The 15,524-nt window shown below is 70.9% G+C and carries 15 protein-coding genes; 4 read left to right on the plus strand and 11 right to left on the minus strand.

The window, feature by feature from the left end:
• Positions 1-25: 25 nt before the first annotated feature.
• On the plus strand, positions 26-1,456 hold the full coding sequence (gene pyk / locus ACIPXC_RS09735; RefSeq protein ID WP_401615324.1) for a pyruvate kinase: 1,431 nt from the start codon (positions 26-28) through the stop codon (positions 1,454-1,456).
• A gap of 101 nt (positions 1,457-1,557) precedes the next feature.
• On the opposite strand, the gene ACIPXC_RS09740 is transcribed toward pyk, so the two are convergent.
• The 4 genes from ACIPXC_RS09740 to ACIPXC_RS09755 form a co-directional block, all read right to left on the minus strand.
• On the minus strand, positions 1,558-2,832 hold the full coding sequence (locus tag ACIPXC_RS09740) for a hypothetical protein (RefSeq protein WP_401615326.1): 1,275 nt from the start codon (positions 2,830-2,832) through the stop codon (positions 1,558-1,560).
• A complete protein-coding gene (locus ACIPXC_RS09745; protein WP_401615327.1) occupies positions 2,822-3,394 on the minus strand; it encodes a DUF6114 domain-containing protein in 573 nt (190 codons plus the stop codon). The genes ACIPXC_RS09740 and ACIPXC_RS09745 overlap by 11 nt, the downstream gene beginning before the upstream one ends.
• Positions 3,395-3,502: 108 nt before the next feature.
• Positions 3,503-4,144 carry a DUF6230 family protein gene (locus ACIPXC_RS09750; protein ID WP_401615329.1) on the minus strand — a complete coding sequence of 214 codons (642 nt, stop codon included), beginning with the start codon at positions 4,142-4,144 and terminating at the stop codon, positions 3,503-3,505.
• Positions 4,145-4,774: 630 nt separating this feature from the next.
• Positions 4,775-5,773, minus strand: a complete 999-nt coding sequence (locus ACIPXC_RS09755) for a tetratricopeptide repeat protein (protein ID WP_401615331.1) — start codon at positions 5,771-5,773, stop codon at positions 4,775-4,777.
• A 272-nt stretch (positions 5,774-6,045) separates the two neighbouring features.
• Between ACIPXC_RS09755 and ACIPXC_RS09760 the strand changes: the two genes are divergently transcribed.
• On the plus strand, positions 6,046-6,666 hold the full coding sequence (locus ACIPXC_RS09760) for a TetR/AcrR family transcriptional regulator (protein ID WP_401615333.1): 621 nt from the start codon (positions 6,046-6,048) through the stop codon (positions 6,664-6,666).
• A gap of 228 nt (positions 6,667-6,894) precedes the next feature.
• On the opposite strand, the gene ACIPXC_RS09765 is transcribed toward ACIPXC_RS09760, so the two are convergent.
• The 3 genes from ACIPXC_RS09765 to ACIPXC_RS09775 form a co-directional block, all read right to left on the minus strand.
• Positions 6,895-8,595 (minus strand): methylmalonyl-CoA mutase, encoded by a 1,701-nt coding sequence (locus ACIPXC_RS09765; protein ID WP_030964206.1) that lies wholly within the window; start codon positions 8,593-8,595, stop codon positions 6,895-6,897.
• A gap of 87 nt (positions 8,596-8,682) precedes the next feature.
• Positions 8,683-9,012 carry a DUF3817 domain-containing protein gene (locus ACIPXC_RS09770; protein WP_030031371.1) on the minus strand — a complete coding sequence of 110 codons (330 nt, stop codon included), beginning with the start codon at positions 9,010-9,012 and terminating at the stop codon, positions 8,683-8,685.
• Between the two features lie 74 nt (positions 9,013-9,086).
• Positions 9,087-9,596, minus strand: coding sequence for a MarR family winged helix-turn-helix transcriptional regulator (locus ACIPXC_RS09775; RefSeq protein ID WP_030655839.1), 510 nt, complete (start codon positions 9,594-9,596; stop codon positions 9,087-9,089).
• Between the two features lie 282 nt (positions 9,597-9,878).
• Between ACIPXC_RS09775 and ACIPXC_RS09780 the strand changes: the two genes are divergently transcribed.
• Complete coding sequence (locus tag ACIPXC_RS09780) at positions 9,879-10,910, plus strand: glycoside hydrolase family 6 protein (RefSeq protein ID WP_401615336.1); 1,032 nt, start codon at positions 9,879-9,881, stop codon at positions 10,908-10,910.
• Between the two features lie 11 nt (positions 10,911-10,921).
• Here ACIPXC_RS09780 and ACIPXC_RS09785 read toward each other — a convergent pair whose 3' ends face one another.
• The 3 genes from ACIPXC_RS09785 to ACIPXC_RS09795 are packed head-to-tail and all read right to left on the minus strand — an operon-like array spanning position 10,922 to position 12,935.
• A complete protein-coding gene (locus ACIPXC_RS09785; RefSeq protein ID WP_401615338.1) occupies positions 10,922-11,554 on the minus strand; it encodes a TetR/AcrR family transcriptional regulator in 633 nt (210 codons plus the stop codon).
• Complete coding sequence (locus tag ACIPXC_RS09790; protein ID WP_401615340.1) at positions 11,551-12,240, minus strand: DUF4166 domain-containing protein; 690 nt, start codon at positions 12,238-12,240, stop codon at positions 11,551-11,553. Before ACIPXC_RS09790 ends, ACIPXC_RS09785 begins: the two co-directional genes overlap by 4 nt.
• Positions 12,237-12,935, minus strand: coding sequence for a hypothetical protein (locus ACIPXC_RS09795; RefSeq protein WP_401615558.1), 699 nt, complete (start codon positions 12,933-12,935; stop codon positions 12,237-12,239). The genes ACIPXC_RS09790 and ACIPXC_RS09795 overlap by 4 nt, the downstream gene beginning before the upstream one ends.
• A 733-nt stretch (positions 12,936-13,668) precedes the next feature.
• Here ACIPXC_RS09795 and ACIPXC_RS09800 point away from each other — a divergent pair.
• Positions 13,669-14,004 carry an Imm51 family immunity protein gene (locus ACIPXC_RS09800; RefSeq protein ID WP_401615342.1) on the plus strand — a complete coding sequence of 112 codons (336 nt, stop codon included), beginning with the start codon at positions 13,669-13,671 and terminating at the stop codon, positions 14,002-14,004.
• 108 nt (positions 14,005-14,112) lie between these two features.
• Here ACIPXC_RS09800 and ACIPXC_RS09805 read toward each other — a convergent pair whose 3' ends face one another.
• Entirely contained in the window at positions 14,113-15,219 is a 1,107-nt protein-coding gene (locus tag ACIPXC_RS09805) for a helix-turn-helix domain-containing protein (protein WP_401615344.1), read from the minus strand.
• Positions 15,220-15,524 lie beyond the last annotated feature (305 nt).

The following is a 15,524-nucleotide window of genomic DNA, read 5'->3' on the forward strand; positions in this document are numbered from 1 at the left end:
CGAAACAAACCGATAGGATCCAGTCATGCGCCGTTCCAAAATCGTCTGCACGCTGGGCCCCGCCGTCGACTCGTATGAGCAGCTGAAAGCGCTCATCGAGGCAGGTATGAACGTGGCCCGATTCAACTTCAGCCACGGCTCCCAGGCAGAACACCAGGAGCGGTACGACCGCGTCCGGCAGGTCTCCGAGGACACCGGGCGCGCCGTCGGCGTCCTCGCCGACCTCCAGGGCCCCAAGATCCGGCTGGAGACCTTCGCCGAGGGCCCCGTGGAGCTGGTGCGCGGTGACGAGTTCACCATCACCACCGAGGACGTCCCTGGTGACAAGTCCATCTGCGGCACCACCTACAAGGGTCTCCCGGGTGACGTCACCAAGGGCGACCAGGTCCTGATCAACGACGGCAACGTCGAGCTCCGCGTGACGGAGGTCGAGGGCCCCCGGGTCCGGACCATCGTCATCGAGGGCGGTGTCATCTCGGACCACAAGGGCATCAACCTGCCCGGTGCCGCCGTGAACGTCCCGGCCCTGTCGGAGAAGGACGTCGACGACCTCCGCTTCGCCCTGCGGATGGGCTGCGACATGGTCGCCCTGTCCTTCGTCCGCGACGCCAACGACGTCAAGGACGTCCACCGGGTCATGGACGAGGAGGGCCGCCGGGTCCCCGTCATCGCCAAGGTGGAGAAGCCGCAGGCCGTCGAGAACATGGAGGCCGTGGTCGCCGCCTTCGACGCGGTCATGGTGGCCCGTGGCGACCTGGCCGTCGAGTACCCGCTCGAGAAGGTCCCGATGGTCCAGAAGCGGCTCATCGAGATGTGCCGCCGCAACGCCAAGCCGGTGATCGTCGCGACCCAGATGATGGAGTCGATGATCACCAACTCCCGCCCGACGCGCGCGGAGGCGTCCGACGTCGCCAACGCGATCCTCGACGGCGCGGACGCGGTCATGCTGTCGGCGGAGTCCTCGGTCGGCGCCTACCCGATCGAGACCGTCAAGACGATGTCCAAGATCGTCACGGCGGCCGAGGAGGAGCTCCTCTCCAAGGGCCTCCAGCCGCTGGTCCCGGGCAAGAAGCCGCGCACCCAGGGCGGCTCCGTGGCCCGTGCGGCGTGCGAGATCGCCGACTTCCTGAACGGCCAGGCGCTCATCGCCTTCACCCAGTCCGGGGACACCGCCCGCCGCCTGTCGCGCTATCGCGCCACGCAGCAGATCCTGGCGTTCACCACCGACGTCAACACCCGCAACCAGCTCACGCTGAGCTGGGGCGTCGATTCGTACATCGTCCCGCACGTGGACACCACCGACGCCATGGTCGACCTGGTGGACGGCGAGCTGCTGAAGCTGGGCCGCTACAACGAGGGCGACACCATGATCATCACCGCCGGCTCGCCCCCCGGCGTCCCGGGCACGACCAACATGGTCCGGGTGCACCACCTGGGCGGCGTCGACCGCGTCTGACGCCGTCGCACCACGAAGCTGCGCCGCACAGGGACCGGGGGCGGCGCCCCGCAGTGATGCGGGGCGCCGCCCCCGGTGGGTGCGCAGGGCGTGCGGGCGGACTATTCCGGCGGGCCGATGTAGTTCTTCAGGCCCGGGACCGTCAGGGTGCCGCCGAACTGCGCCGCCTGGACGACCTTGACGTCCGTGAAGAACGCGAACGGGACGTTCAGGGGCGGTGGGCTGTTCGGGGTGAACTCGATCGGGATCAGACCGAACAGGTTCCCCTTGAGACTCTCGGTGTACATCGTCACCGTGCCGCCGCGGATCTTGGAGGTGGAGCCCGGGCGGGACTTCAGATGGGCGACGTTCCCGCCCTTGCCGACCGTCTGGTAGAGGTCCTTGATGTCCAGCGAGTCCGCCGTGAACTTCAGGACCTTCTTGATCTTGCCGCTGCCGGTCTTCACCTCGACGATGCCGTGGTAGTCCAGGCCGTAGAGGGTCAGCAGCGAGCTGTCGAGGTACCAGGGCTCGTCCGGCACGAGCGGGATGCCCTGCTCCAGGTCGGCGTTGGCCAGGGCCTCGGCGTCGTAGGTCGGGCAGGGGAAGGGTTCCTTCCCGTCCGGGTCCTTCTTCGCCTCGTCCTTGTCGTCCTTGCCCTTGTCGTCCTTGTCCTCGTCGCCCTTGTCCTCGTCGTCCTTGTCCTTGGGCGTCTCGTCCTTGGGCTTGTCGACGGTGTCCTTGACCTCGTCAGGCAGCTCCTCGACCGTGGCGCCCGCCCGCTGTGCGGCGTCCCGGATCGCGTCCGCTGCCGGGTCCGGAGCCGGGGCCGGCTTCTCGGTCGTGGAGGGCGTGGGCGTCGGGGTCGCCTTGGAGTCCTTGAGCGGCTGGCCGAGCCCGTCGACGAGGTCCTTCAGCTTGTCGCCGACGCCCAGCGGGTCCAGGGGGTTCGCGGACCGGGTCGGCTCCGGCGCCGGTGTGGTGGCGGGGGCCGGGGCGTTCGCCGACGGGGACTTGGTCGCAGACGGAGAGGCGCTCGCCTTCGGCTTGGCGGCCGTCGACGGTGCGGGTGACGCACTGGGCGAGGCGCTCGGCGAGGCCGTCTTCGAGGGCGTGGGGGACGGGGACTTCGACTCGGTCTCGGCCGGCTCGTCGGACCGCGTCACACACGGCCCGGGGGCGAAGGGGATCTCCTTGTCGTCGGCAACGGCGAGCCTGGGTGCCACGCCCATCCCGACGAACACGGCCGTCGGCATCGCCGCCAGCGCCATCGTCTTGCCGACGGGTATCTGGATCTTGTTCAGCAGCGACTTCCTGGGCGCCGCGTGGCGCGGGCCCTTCCTCTCACGGGACTCTGCGCCCGGGGCCACGGCCCGCTGCGTCTCGTCACCCCGCACTGTTCCTCCCGCCATCGGCGTGGGCAGTCGTCTCGGTCGCGTGTGCCGTCTCCGTCTCACGGGGTCCGGGGATGTCCCGGAAGCCGTCCACCGCCTCCGCCCTGGTCGGACCGGCGGCGGCCGGCGGCCGGGCCGCCGGCTCCTCGTCCGCCGGCCGTCCGGGCGCCCACGACAGCGCGAGGGCGCCGCCGACGAGGGAGAGGATGAAGCCCATCCCGAATCCGCCCAGGTTGGACACCGGCAGGGACACCAGGGCCAGCAGGATCGAGGCGACACCGGCGAAGACGCGGATGGCCTGCTGGAACCAGAGGACCAGGCCCAGCGTGATCAGCAGTACACCGATGATCAGTGCGCCGGCTCCACCCGTGGTGGCCATGGCGAGACTGACATTGCCCAACCGGAGGTCCGCATACGGGAAGTACGCGATCGGGAAGCCACCGAGGAGCGTGAACAGCCCGGCCCAGAAGGGACGGCGACCGCTCCAGGCATGGAAGTGGTAGTACACCACGGTGAGCCAGGCGTCGTCTTCTGCGCGAACGTAAACCGGGGCCTGGGGGTTCATGGACAACAGCTCCCTGGAAACGGTGGTACGGAGAACTCTGTGGAGCCCGGACGGGCGGGCGGCGACGGCCGCCGCGGCCCGCCCGTCCGGTCAGTCACCAGGACCTGTTCAGTCCTTGATGTCCTGGTAGCACGGCTTGTCGCCACCGAGCAGACGCAGCTTCAGGTCGGGCAGCTTGAACGTGCCGGCGGTGGTCGCCCACGCCTTCTGGCGCACGTTCGTCAGGATCGCCTTGTCCGCGCGCTGCGAGAACGCGTACGGGCTGGCGACGGTGCCGGCCTGCGGCTTCGTCTTGTGGCTCGGGTCGCCGACCGCGACACCGATGTCCAGGTTCTTGAACTCGGCGTCGGTGTCGAGCTCGGCAACATCGAGGTAGATGTTGTCGGCGACGGCCGGCTTGCCCTTGTGGCCGGTGCGCAGCTGCAGCGTGATGTTGCCCAGCGGGGTCGGGGTCACCAGCGACTGGCACATGTTGGTGATCTCGGCGTGGCTGAACCCGGAGATGGTCACCGGGTGGTGCTGCGCATTGCCCTTGAGGTCGTGCCCCTCGGCGATGCCGCCGTACTGGATGAGGTTGTCACCGTCGAGCTTGTCGGCCGTGACCTTGAAGTCCTGACCGGAGACGCTGAAGGACGCCGCGAGGGCACCCTGCGCCAGACCCACACCGACCGCGGCCGTGGCCGCGATGCTCGGCACCATGACGAGCGCGAAGCGCTTCCATCTGGTCCCGCCACGAACCTGAGAACTCATTTCGTTCCTCCTTCTCGGACGTACATCTCCGGTCCGGGCAGAGCCCGTCCTGGGATGGGAGAAGTGCTACGTCCTCGGGAAGGAGCGCAGGCGGCCGGGCCGCGGCCGTGCCACGTCCGATACACCGGCGTTCACCCCCGAGCGACAACCACTGGGCCACGCGTTCGCGCAACCTGGAGGACAGGCCCCGCCGGTGCGGCAGAGACCCCCCTGTCCCACGGTCGGTGCCACTGCCACCGGCCGGCCCGGTGGGGACCCTCCACCGCGGCTCCGAGTGAGCGGCTCTGCGGGAAGGACCGAGCGTCGCCGATCGTGGTCCATTCCCGGCCGGGGCACAAGGGGGTTCGTTACTGGCGGGTAACGGCCAGATAACCTGGATGCTGCCCGTAACCGTCCGTCGGCAACGCAGGGTGCCGCCCAGGGCCACGACAAAACGGCGAACCGGTGAACACACCGGACAGTTCACAGGGTTCGATTTACTGCGAGTAACAGCGGCCGCGATTGCCAAGTTTTGGCAAAGCGCGGCCGCTGTTTATCTACGTGTCAACAAATCGGCGGCGGCCCGCCCACGTCCGGAAGGCTACGGAGAGCGGGCTCCGAGCCACCCCGGAGCGGGGGCGCGGGGACCGCCTAGAAGAGCACCCGCGCGAGCGCCGTGCGCGCCGCCGTCACCCTCGGGTCGTCCGCGCCGATCACTTCGAACAGCTCCAGCAGGCGCAGCCGCACAGCGTCCCTGTCGTCACCGAACGTGACCTTCACGGTGTCCACCAGACGCCCGAAGGCGTCCTCCACGTGACCGCCGACCAGGTCGAGGTCGGCCGCGGCGATCTGCGCCGCCGGGTCGCGCGGGTTCTCGGCCGCGGCGGTGCGGACCTGCTGCGGGTTCATGTGCTGGACCCGGGCGAGCAGTTCGGCCTGGGCCAGGCCCAGCTTGGCCTCGGTGTTGCCCGGGTCGTCCGCGAGTACGTTCTTGTACGCCTGCACCGCGCCGCCCAGGTCACCGGCGTCCAGCGCGACGACGGCCGCCTCCAGCAGTGCGTCGTGCGGACCGGCCGGGGCCTCGGCCGGGGCGGCCTCGGCGGCACCCTCGGCGTTCGGGTCCACCTCGATGCCGATGATCCCGAACCGCTCCTCGGCGACCTGGACCAGCTGGGCGAGGGTCTCGCGGATCTGCTGCTCGGGGGCGACGCCCTGGAAGAGCGGCAGCACCTGACCTGCGACCACGGCGAACACGGCCGGGATGCCCTGGATCTGGAACTGCTGCATCAGCATCTGGTTGGCGTCGACGTCCACCTTGGCCAGCACGAGGCGGCCGTTCGCCTCGACGGTCAGGCGTTCCAGGAGCGGGCTGAGCTGCTTGCACGGCTGGCACCACTCGGCCCAGAAGTCCAGGACGACCGGGACTTCCGCGGAGAGCTGGAGCACATCACGTTCAAAGCCGGCCTCGTCTACGTCGATGACGAGCGCGGACGGCGGAACGGCACCGGCGGCCGGGGCGGTCCCGCCGCCCTGGCTCGCCTGGCGCGCCGCCTCGGCGCGGGCCTGCTCGGCCTTGGCCTTGGCCTCGCCGGCCGCCTTCACCGCGGCGAGGTCGACGACGCCGCTCATGGACATGTTTCTGGGCTGCATGCGTACATCCTCCCCCGTGTGCGCGCGCCGACGAAAAAGATCGCGCGAATTGGCCGTGCCGTCGTCACCGCACGGCCGTGCCGTCGCGTCCGTCGCGATCGTGTTGCTGTGCGGCGCCGGGTCCCCACCTGGCGCCTGTAGCCCTTCGCGTGGTTGTCGCTCTTACGCTACGAGCCGTAGCGTAACTCCCCCGGAGGCCCTCCGGGCCCCCGGGGTGCCCGTGATCTGAACCACAGCCGCTCGTTTGGCTACCGGCGGGTATGGTCTCGGCCATGCGCAACGCCAGCCCCGGCCGCACCGGTCGCCCCCGCAGCGCGGCCGCGGACGCCGCCATCCTCGCCGCCACCCGGGACGCGCTGGTCGAGCTGGGCTGGTCGAAGCTGACGATGGGCGACGTCTCGGCCCGCGCCGGCGTCGCCAAGACCACCCTCTACCGGCGCTGGGCGGGCAAGAGCGAGCTGGTCGTGGACGCGGTCGCGGAGCTCTTCGACTCGCTCGAACTGCCGGACCGGGGCTCCCTGGAAGCCGACATCGAGTACGTCGTCCTGCGCTTCGCGGAGCTGCTGCGGCGGCCGGAGGCCCGTACCGCCCTGATGGCGGTCGTCTCCGAATCCACCCGGGACGAGGCCCTGCGCGACCGGATCCGGTCGGCGATCGTGGACCGGCAGAAACGTCTCGTCGTGCTGGGTCGCGAGCGGGCCCAGGCGCGCGGAGAACTCCCCTACGAGGCGGACGAGTTCGTCGCGGGCAGCACCACCGACCTGATCTTCGACGTGATCGCGGGCACCGTCGTGCACCGTGCCCTGGTGAGCTCCGAGCCGGTGGACGAGCTCTGGGTGGCCGCCTTCACCGCCCTTCTGATGCACGGCCTGCGCGGCGCGGCCGCCGCCTGACCCCGCCCGGCCGCCGCCGCACCGCCAGAAGGTCCGCGCCCCGAAAGCGGCGCCGGCCGTCGGGCCGGGTGGTTCGAAGTCCACCACGAGGGACGCGTACGGCCCGCAGCCGGTCCGCCTCACCACGCGAACGCCGACACCGGGCACGGAAACGGGAAGGCCGGTCGCGCGCCTCCGTATGGGCGCCGCGACCGGCCTTCCACGTGGTTTCCGGGACGGGACCCGGCCTCAGAAGCCCGGGGGCTCGGTGTAGGTGCCCCACTCGTCGCGCAGCGTGTTGCAGATCTCGCCCATCGTGGCCTCGGCGCGCACCGCGTCCAGCATGGCGGGGATCATGTTCGACCCGTCCCGGGCGGCGTCCAGCATGGCCTTCAGGGACGCGGCCACCTTGGCGTCGTCGCGGCGGGCCTTGCGGTCGGCGAGGACGCGGACCTGCTCGCGCTCCACCTCGTGGCTGACCCGCAGGATCTCCAGGTCACCGGTCACCGACCCGTGGTGGACGTTGACTCCGACGACCCGCTTGTCGCCCTTCTCCAGCGAGCGCTGGTACTGGAAGGCCGACTCGGCGATCTCGCCCGTGAACCAGCCGTCCTCGATGCCGCGCAGGATGCCCGAGGTGATCGGCCCGATGGGGTGCTGCCCGTCGGGGTGGGCGCGCAGGCCGCGCTCCTTGATCTGCTCGAAGATCCGCTCGGCGTCGGCCTCGATGCGGTCGGTGAGCTGCTCCACGAACCAGGAGCCGCCCAGCGGGTCCGCCACATTGGCGACGCCGGTCTCCTCCATCAGCACCTGCTGGGTGCGCAGGGCGATCTCGGCGGCCTGCTCGCTCGGCAGCGCGAGGGTCTCGTCGAGGGCGTTGGTGTGCAGGGAGTTGGTGCCGCCGAGGACGGCCGCGAGGGCCTCCACCGCGGTGCGCACGACGTTGTTGTACGGCTGCTGGGCGGTCAGCGAGACGCCGGCGGTCTGCGTGTGGAAGCGCAGCCACATCGACTTCTCGCTCTTGGCTCCGTAGACCTCCTTCATCCAGCGCGCCCAGATCCGGCGGGCGGCGCGGAACTTGGCGATCTCCTCGAAGAAGTCGAGGTGCGCGTCGAAGAAGAAGGAGAGACCGGAGGCGAAGTGGTCCACGTCCAGGCCTCGGGAGAGCCCGAGCTCCACGTAGCCGAAGCCGTCGGCGAGGGTGTAGGCGAGTTCCTGCGCGGCCGTGGCCCCGGCCTCGCGGATGTGGTAGCCGGAGACGGACAGCGGCTTGTAGGCGGGGATGCCCTTCGCGCAGTACTCCATGAGGTCGCCGATGAGGCGCAGGTGCGGCTCCGGTTCGAAGAGCCACTCCTTCTGGGCGATGTACTCCTTGAAGATGTCCGTCTGGAGCGTGCCGTTCAGGACGGCGGGGTCCACGCCCTGACGCTCGGCGGCGACCAGGTACATGCAGAAGGCGGGTACGGCGGGGCCCGAGATCGTCATGGAGGTCGTGACGTCGCCGAGGGGGATGTCCTTGAAGAGGACCTCCATGTCGGCGGCGGAGTCGATCGCGACGCCGCAGTGGCCCACCTCGCCGAGGGAGCGGGGGTCGTCGGAGTCGCGCCCCATGAGGGTCGGCATGTCGAAGGCGACGGAGAGCCCGCCGCCGCCGGCGGCCAGGATCATCTTGTAGCGCTCGTTCGTCTGCTCGGCGTTCCCGAAGCCGGCGAACTGGCGGATGGTCCAGGTCCGACCGCGGTAGCCGGTGGCGTGCAGGCCGCGCGTGTACGGGTACTCCCCCGGCCAGCCGATCCGCTCGAAGCCCTCGTAGGTGTCGCCGGGGCGGGGCCCGTAGACCGGTTCGACCTCGTCGCCGGAGAGCGTGGTGAAGTCCGCCTCGCGCTTGCGGGCCTTGTCATAACGGGCCTGCCAGCGGCGGCGGCCCTCCTCGATGGCGTCAGCGTCCATACCCACGAATTTACTAGGACGTCCTAGTAAATGTCGATGGGAAACCCCCGGGAGTCGTCCCGGGGGTGAGTGACGCTCGCCTCGCCGTCAGGCCTTCGCGGTCGCGAGCGGGTCGCTGATCAGCGGCTCCACCTCGGCGCGGATCCCCCGCTCGACGAAGAAGGCCGCCAGCGGGATCGTGCCCGACACCAGCACCCAGAGCAGCTTGCCGAAGGGCCACTTCGCCTTGGAGCCCAGGTCGAAGGCGAAGACGAGGTAGATCATGAAGAGCACACCGTGCGTCTGCGACACCACGAAGGTGAGATCGGCACCGGTGTCGAAGCCGTACTTCGCCACCATGCAGGCGCAGAGGATCAGGAGCATGACCGCGGTCACGTAGGCCATGACGCGGTAGCGGGTCAGCACGCTTCGTTTCATGCGGACGAGCCTAACCGTCCGTTTTGCTCGATCTTGACTCGGCCCCGTGATCGCGGACCGGGCGGGCGGGGCCCTCAGGACTCCTCGAAGTCCGCGGCGGCCACCCGCAGCGGACGGAGCAGGGCGAAGATCTCCCCGCACTCCTCGGCGTCGTACGCGCCGAGGCCGAAGTCGACGGCCATCAGGTCCTTCGTGGCCGCCTCGACGACCTCCCGGCCCTTCTCCGTGATGGAGGCGAGGGTGCCGCGGCCGTCGTTCGGGTTGGGTCGCTTGGCGACCAGCCCGGACCTCACCAGCCGGTCCACGGTGTTGGTCACCGATGTCGGGTGGACCATCAGCCTCTCGCCGATCTTCGACATCGGCAGTTCACCCGCCTTGGAGAAGGTGAGCAGCACCAGCGCCTCGTAGCGCGCGAAGGTCAGCCCGTAGGGCTTGACGACGGCGTCGACCTCGCCGAGCAGGATCTGGTGGGCGCGCATGATCGAGGTGATCGCGGCCATCGAGGGCACGGGACCCCAGCGCTGCTGCCAGAGCTCGTCGGCGCGGGCGATGGGGTCGAAGGGAAGGCTGAGCGGCTTGGGCACGCTTCCGACCCTACCGGGAGGTCATTTCCCGGCGGGGGCCGTCTCATCCCTCAGTCGCTCCTCCTGCCGCACGGCGGAACGGAGTTCGACCAGGAGCGCCAGGACGACGGCGGTGCCGAGCACTCCGGCCCCGGTGACGACGGGCCGGCGGGCGCGGGCGGGGCCGCGTGAGCGGTGTCGCGGAGCGGTGTCGCGCGGTCGAGCCGACTATCCGTCATGTCACCATATTCCGGTCATGCGGCGTTATGTCCGCCGCCCGGCCCTTCGTCGCGAGGAAACCGGATGCCACCCGTCGCCGCCCGGCCCGCCGCAGTCCTCGGCCTCCTCCTGCTCCTCGCGGCGGCCACCGCCTGCAGCTCCGCACCGCAACCCGGTCCCCCGGGCCCCGCCGCGGCTCCCGGGGCCCCCGCCCCGGCCGCCACCGACGGCGAGTCCGCTTTCTGGGTGGACCCGGGCAGCGAGGCCGCCCGGCAGGTCACGGCGTGGGAGGCGACGGGCCGCTACGACGACGCCCAGGTGCTGCGCCGGATCGCCGAGCGGCCGGTCGCGCTGTGGGGGCGGCCGGGCGATCCCGGCCCCGGGATCCGCCGGGCCCGCGCCGCGGCGAAGGCCGCCGGGCGGACCCTGCTGCTCGCCGCGCACAACCTCCCGCACCGCGACTGCGGGAAACAACCGGCCGGGGGCGCCCCCGACGCCCGGGCCTACGGCCGCTGGATCGGGGCCTTCGCCGATGCCATCGGCGACGCCAGGGCCCTCGTCGTGCTGGAGCCGCACGCCGTCGCGCACATCGTCGACGGCTGCGTACGCGCCGAGCACCGCGCCGAGCGCTACCGGCTGCTCTCCGAGGCCGTCGACCGCCTCAAGAAGAACCGCAACACGAAGGTCTATCTGGACGCGGGCGGTCCGGCATGGATCCGGGACCCGTCGGACCTCGCCGGCCCCCTCCACGAGGCGGGCCTCGACCGCGCCGACGGCTTCGCCCTCAACGTCTCCGGTTTCCAGCCGGACGCGTCCGTCCGGGCCTACGGCGCCGAGCTCTCCCGGGCCGTCGGCGGCAGGCACTTCGTCGTCGACACCGGCCGCAACGGCGCGGGACCGCTGCCGGGCGACCGTGAGCAGGCCTCCTGCAACCCGCCGGGCCGCGCCCTCGGCACACCGCCGACCGACCGGACCGGGGACCCGCTCGTCGACGCGTACCTCTGGGTGAAGCGGCCGGGCGAGTCCGACGGGACCTGCCGCGGCGGCCCGGCGGCCGGTACCTGGTGGCCCGAGCAGGCTCTCGGCCTGGCCCGCCGCGCGCGGGACACCCCGTAGGCCCAGGGGCGTCAGGTGCGGGTGCCGCGGCGCAGGCCGTGGCGGACCGCGCGCTGGCTCAGGGGGCCCAGCCCCTCCAGTACCGCGGCCAGTCCGGCGAGCTGCTCCAGGGCGTCGAACGCGCGGCCGGCGCCCTTGGGGTCCACCGCCTCGTACAGCTCGATGCCGACGAAGGAGGCGGCGGTGGCCCGGGCGAGCCCCGCGGGGTCGGCGAACCCTTCCAGGGGGGTCGCCGCGAGCAGCCGGGTGAGCACCGCCTCCAGCTCCTCGATCCACAGGCCGAGTCCGTCGGCGGTGGCGGCCGCGAGGGCGGGCGAGTTCGGCCCGGCGGCCAGCAGCTGCCCGAGCATGGCGACGTGGCCCGCCTCCCGCTCCTCGGCGTGCATGACGCGTGCGAATGCGACCAGTTCGGTGAGGCCGCCCAGTGCGGAGAGCCGGTCGCGGTAGCGGGCCACCCGCTGCTCGGCCCCGTACCGGCAGGCGGCGGCGAGCAGTTCGTCGACGGAGCCGAAGTGGTAGAAGATCAGGCCCTGACCGACCCCGGCGGTGGCCGCGATGGTGCGGGCCGAGGCCTTGGCGACACCCTGCTCGACGAGCGTGCGCAGGGCCCCTTCGAGGAGCTTCTCCTTGGTGGCCGCACTCACGCCCGGGCCTCCTCGCGGACCGGCCGCAGGTCGCCGCAGAGCCCGGTCGCCCACCGTTCCCGGGCGTCGACGTACCGCGCGGTGAAGGATCCCTCGTACCCGAAGAGCGGCCCGAAGCGGCGGTTGACCACGCGCACCCGGATCCGGAACCGGCCGGTGGCGTCGTCGAAGGACTCGCGCACCTCGGCGTCACCGCCGATGAGGTCGGGGACGCGGACGTCGACGGGCCCCTCGCGGAAGCGGTGTTCGCCGGAGCGGATGAGCAGCGAGCCGTCCGGTTCGGCACTCATGTGCAGGTCGCTGGCGAGGTGCTGGTGCGTGCCCAGGTAGTCGAGGACGCAGTCGCGCTCGGGGCTGTGGACCATCGTGGCGTCGAACCGGTGCGGCCTGTCGGGCAGCCGGAAGGTCCGCACGAAGGTGACGGTCTCGCGCCCGAAGGAGTCGAGGTAGGGGAGGTTCTCGATGACGAAGGGGACGTCGCGGCCCTCGCGCGGCACCAGGATGTTGCGCATCCCGCCGAGCCGGAGGAAGGGCTTCACGAAGCTGCCGCCGTGCCAGATCCGGTCCATCGTGCCGCTGCCGACGCAGCCCTCCCCGCTCTCCAGCCCGACCGAGAACCGGCGCTGGATCTGCGGGTGCAGACGGTCGAAGTCGGCGCCCATGTGGGCCCGGAAGATGGAGGTCATGACGGCTCCAGGGTGCTGAGCAGACGAGGGGCCGCGACCGGGGTGCGACCGGGCGGGGTGCGCAGGCAGCGGCGGGCGGCCGGGGTGCCCGGCAGGGGCGGCAGCAGCACCGCCGCGGCCAGGACGAGCAGGGCCACGGCCACGGGGGCGTACAGCAGGGCGGCCGCGGACAGCAGGGCGCGCAGCGCGCACTCGGCCGCCGCCCGGGCGAGGGCGAGGCCCGGCGGGGTTCCGCGTTCGCACCACAGCCGCAGCCTGTCGAAGGACCAGGCGGTGGCCCAGCCCATGAGCGGCCGCAGGACGAACCGGTCGGCGAGGGCCCCGAAGCGGCCCCAGCGGGGCCGGTAGTCGTAGCCGGTGAGGAAGCGGATGCCGTCGCCGTCCGGGACGTAGCGCCAGTAGCCGCTGCCCTCGGCGAGCAGCGAGAGCGGGTGGTCCGAGGCGAACCGCAGGGCCGACACCCTCGTCCCGTCGGGCCGGCGGCGCTCCCCCGCGGAGACGCCGGTCCCGTCGACGGAGACGAAGGGCAGTACGCGGGTCGCGTACCGGAACCGCTGCGGCTCGCCCTCGGACCGCGGGAGGTAGTGGATGGAGGTGAACCTCAGGTCCCACCGCTGGTGCCGGGCCGGATCCTGGCTGCGTTCCCACAGCTCGTCCATCCCGGCCCGGACGAACGTCTCGACGTACAGGCCCATGGCCACCCCCGTTCCCGCGTTTTGAGCGATCGCTCAACCCGGACCCTAGGCTAATTTGAGCGATCGCTCAACCTTGCCCTTGCCCCTGCGGGGTTGCTCGGCGGTTGGGCCTTGGCTTCGCGGGTGCCCTGCGGGCGTGCTCGGCGGTTGGGCTTTGGCTTCGCCGGGTGTCGGGGTGCGGTCTGCCCTACGGGCGTGCTCGGTGGTCCGGCTCTGGCTTCGCCCGGTCGGGGTCGGGGAGCGGTCTGCCCTGCGGGCGTGCTCAGCGGTTCCGGCTCTGGCTCCGGTTCGGGATGTCCGGCGGGGTCGGGGAGCGGGGACGGTCCGGGGTGTCTCCTCGGCTCGGCGCGGACTGCTTGTCCCGGCCGGGAGCCTTGGTCGCGCCTCGTCCTGCGGGGACACCCCGGCCCGCCCCCGCTCCCCTCGGCCGCACTCCGGTTAGGTTGCGTCCTGGGAAGTGGTGTACGGGTTGCACCTGTTCCGGGGGTTTGTGCCGGGGTTCGGGTGGGTGCCCGCATAGACGAACGGCCACCGGCTGATCTTCGAAGTGTTCGAAGCCTCGAAGCAGATCAGCACGATGACCGCACCCGACAGTCTGCCCCTGCACGCCCTCTCGGAGGACAACCTCGCCACGGCGACGATCCAGCTCCGCCAGGGTGGGTCGATGCCGGATGCTCAGCCCAGCAATCCACCTGGCCGGGCGTCGGGGCGCGGCCGTCCTTACCATCGCCACATGACCCGCGCATCAGCCCTGGCCCCGTTTCGCCTGGACGAAGGCAGCGAATCCGATCCCTCCCACTGCCTCTACCTCATCGACGGCGACATGGAGCAGGTCGCCGAGAGCCACGGCCATGGCTGGGAGGGCCTCGCCGAGTCACTGGTCCGCTCCCGCATGCCCGAAAGTGTCGACAAGCTCCACTTCGGATCAGAGGCCAGCACCTTTGTGGTAACAAGTGCCGACCTGAAGGCCCTCACGGACCTGGCCGCCCTCCTGCACTCCGTCTTCCATGACCGTGCACTCCTCAGCGAGTACATCCTGACGGCCGACCCACGGCTCCTGCCCCGCTGAAGTTCAGCCGAAGTACCCTCCGGCGATCCCGGCCCGAGTTCGGAACGTGCGCGCTGGGTGTGAGTGGGTTTCCTCACCCTCACATGTCGCTGAACTGCCACCAGGGGATCAGGACTGTTCGACCTCTGACATCAGGAGGCGGAGAGTCAGGGAGTGCTTTTCCGGCGGCAGGGCGTCCAGCGCTGTGCGTGCGTAGGCGGTTCCGCCGGACACGTCACCGGACCGGGCCAGCATGAGCCCCCGGTGCATCTCTAGGTGGGTCGCGAAGCGAGGCAGGGTGGACGGTAGTTCGGTCCGTGCCGCCTCCTGAGCCGCGACGGCCGTTGCTTCGTCTCCCAGTCTGGCGGCGAGTAGGGAGACGAACACGTTGACCCGCCACCACGGGACGGCATAGTCCGAGGTCTGTTCGTGCGATCCGGCCTGGTCGAAGACGCGCCGGCCATCGGTGAGCAGCCTCCGCGCCGTGGCGTGATCCCCTCGGAGCGCCGCCGCGTGCGCCTTGCCGAAGATGGCGTTCAGGAGTCCGAGCGACGGTCTGTCGCTTATGGCTATCGCCTGATCGGCCAACACGTCGGCAACGCCCAGCGCGGCCCCCTCGTACCCGAGGGCGATAGCGGCCCGTCCCCGCACCCACACGCGTACGTCATCGTCGCCAGACTCATCGGCTGCCTTGGCCGCCATCCGGTACCAGTGCACGGCCTTGGCGCCGTCCGACCCCGGGAAGGTCTTCGCGTACAAGGTCATCAGCCGGGCAGCGACGGACCACAACCGGGGATCGTCGAGTTGCTGTTGCACGGTGACCAGTTCCGCGCTGACACGCCGCTGAATGTCGGCAGCGCCCAGGCTCATGTACTCGGTTCCGTACGTCGTCAACTTGGCCTCCCACGCGTCCACTGACGGCCCCCCGGACAGACGGGCGGCGAATCCCGCGCTGAGCAGGTCTGAGGCGACGACAGGAGCTATGGCTGCCCCGGCAACGTCGGTAAGGAACTCGCGTCGATCCACTTGACCTTCCAGGACAGCTAGGGGCACGTCGAGCGTGGCGGAGAGCGCGGCAAGGTAGAACGCACCGGGCGTGACCTTGGAACGCTCCCAGTTGCTCACGTACTCCCGCGTCAGCGTCGTGCCGTACGCCGCGTTGATCGCTGACGCTAACCGCCCCTGGCTCAAGCCGCGAGCCTTGCGGAGATCCCTGATCAGCTCCCCGAGTTCCATGGCTTCAGCGTGCCACTACCAATGCCACTGGACGGAGCCGTTTCCCCATGCCGGCGCAGGTTGCCACTACGGATCTCACTATGCGGTGCTGTCCGACCGGCGGGACGATCCAGTGAGCGAGCGGACCCGAGGGGACGGCGAGAGATGGCGACCAGCAACGCGACCGACGCACGTCAGTGGGAGTACACGACCTACGCACCGAAAGGCGAGCAGTGCCCGGCGTGCCTGCGGCCGATCCAGTCCCTGGAGAAAGTCCGCCGGGGGACGCTGGCCCGGTCGTCAGAGCCGCCCGTTGTCGTCTACCG

This window comes from Streptomyces sp. NPDC090021, assembly GCF_044748225.1.
In the GTDB taxonomy this organism is placed as follows: Bacteria; Actinomycetota; Actinomycetes; order Streptomycetales; family Streptomycetaceae; genus Streptomyces.

Excerpts from the sequence above, each read along its gene's own strand:
- ACIPXC_RS09790 (WP_401615340.1), bottom strand. The coding sequence starts at position 12,240 with ATGACCTCCATCTTCCGGGCCCACATGGGCGCCGACTTCGACCGTCTG.
- ACIPXC_RS09795 (WP_401615558.1), bottom strand. The coding sequence starts at position 12,935 with ATGGGCCTGTACGTCGAGACGTTCGTCCGGGCCGGGATGGACGAGCTG.
- ACIPXC_RS09805 (WP_401615344.1), bottom strand. The coding sequence starts at position 15,219 with ATGGAACTCGGGGAGCTGATCAGGGATCTCCGCAAGGCTCGCGGCTTG.
- ACIPXC_RS09780 (WP_401615336.1), top strand. The coding sequence starts at position 9,879 with ATGCCACCCGTCGCCGCCCGGCCCGCCGCAGTCCTCGGCCTCCTCCTG.
- ACIPXC_RS09750 (WP_401615329.1), bottom strand. The coding sequence starts at position 4,144 with ATGAGTTCTCAGGTTCGTGGCGGGACCAGATGGAAGCGCTTCGCGCTC.
- ACIPXC_RS09755 (WP_401615331.1), bottom strand. The coding sequence starts at position 5,773 with ATGCAGCCCAGAAACATGTCCATGAGCGGCGTCGTCGACCTCGCCGCG.
- ACIPXC_RS09760 (WP_401615333.1), top strand. The coding sequence starts at position 6,046 with ATGCGCAACGCCAGCCCCGGCCGCACCGGTCGCCCCCGCAGCGCGGCC.
- ACIPXC_RS09745 (WP_401615327.1), bottom strand. The coding sequence starts at position 3,394 with ATGAACCCCCAGGCCCCGGTTTACGTTCGCGCAGAAGACGACGCCTGG.
- ACIPXC_RS09765 (WP_030964206.1), bottom strand. The coding sequence starts at position 8,595 with ATGGACGCTGACGCCATCGAGGAGGGCCGCCGCCGCTGGCAGGCCCGT.
- ACIPXC_RS09770 (WP_030031371.1), bottom strand. The coding sequence starts at position 9,012 with ATGAAACGAAGCGTGCTGACCCGCTACCGCGTCATGGCCTACGTGACC.
- ACIPXC_RS09800 (WP_401615342.1), top strand. The coding sequence starts at position 13,669 with ATGACCCGCGCATCAGCCCTGGCCCCGTTTCGCCTGGACGAAGGCAGC.
- pyk (WP_401615324.1), top strand. The coding sequence starts at position 26 with ATGCGCCGTTCCAAAATCGTCTGCACGCTGGGCCCCGCCGTCGACTCG.